The organism is Rhodanobacter koreensis (assembly GCF_054782855.1).
In genome coordinates this window covers 1-1,205 of sequence record NZ_BAAGRR010000006.1, presented here as the reverse complement: position 1 = coordinate 1,205, position 1,205 = coordinate 1, and the positions used below count along the sequence as shown (strand labels likewise).

Genomic DNA, 1,205 nt, shown 5'->3' with positions numbered 1-1,205 from the left:
GGCGCTGTCGGCAGATTCGGCGTCGTACTGCCGATGATGCTGCCCGGGTCATACGGCTTGAACGTCGTCGCCGTATTGCTGCTGGTGGTCACCGCCGGGATCGTGATGCTCTGCCCCGGCACCAGCGTGCTGGTGCCGCTCAGGCCGTTGGCCTCGCCGATGATGTAGCCGTAGTTGCTGTTGCCGTAGACCGTCTGCGCGATGCTCGCCAGGGTGTCGCCGACCTGGATCACATAGCCCTGGGTGCTGGTGCTGAAACCGGTCAGGGTGGTGGCCACCCCGATCTCGCCCTCCTCGTCCATGTCGCTGACCTGCTGGCCGTTGACGTAGGTGTAGTGATTGGCGAAGTAGCCGTTGGTCGGGGTCAGCGTCGTGCCGCTGATCGTGCCGCTGCGCTCTTCCAGGATCTCCCCGGCGGTGTTGTAGGCGTAGGCGCGGGTGGTGTTCTGCGCCGCCCCGCTGTTGCCCTGGCTGGTCTGCGCCACCGCGAGGGTGCGCCCGAAGGCGTCGTAGTAGACGGTGTCCGTAGCCGGCACGTAGCCGGACACGGTCGGCGTGCCGGTGGTGCTCTGCTGCAGGTAGCCGTCCTTCTTGAGGTAGCTCACCGTGTAGTTGGCCCCAAATACGCTGGGGTAGGAGCTCGCAAAACTGTAGGCGGTGACGTTGTCAGCATGGTCGAACGCGGTATAGGTGGTGGTCGAGCCCAGCGCCAGGCGGCTGGGATCCGTCCCGACGGGCGCCGTGCCACCCTGCTCGATCCTGTTGACCACCTGCACCCAATTGGTGTTCGGGTTCACCAGGCTGACCTGCCCGGTGACCACACCATCCGCGTTGTAGGTACTGGTCTCTCCCGCATACACCCAGCCAGCCGTGGACAACGTCACGTAGCCGTCGGGCACGTCGATGGTGCCGTAGACGGACTGGCTGGCCTGGTTGTTGAGGTACTGATAGGTGCTCAGCAAATGGCCGTCGGCGTCGTAGCTCTGACGCTGCTGGGCGCCCAGGCTGGCCTGGCCGGCACTGAGCGCGTAGTCCGTCTCCACCAGCTCGTTGCGCTGGTCGTACTCCATGCTCTGGCTCATCGTGACGCCGGCGTTGTCGGTCACCAGCACCGCCACGTTGCCGGCGGCATCGTACTGGTTGGCGTAGGTGGTGTTTTCGTACGTCGCCGGGGTCAGCACGATCTGCCCGTTCACCAGGCTGCC

The 1,205-nt window shown here is 65.4% G+C and carries 1 protein-coding gene; it reads right to left on the bottom strand.

The window, feature by feature from the left end; translation table 11 throughout:
* Positions 1–1,205: LysM peptidoglycan-binding domain-containing protein (locus ACYVKM_RS12185; protein WP_460877890.1), on the bottom strand; the 1,205-nt coding region annotated here is incomplete at both ends.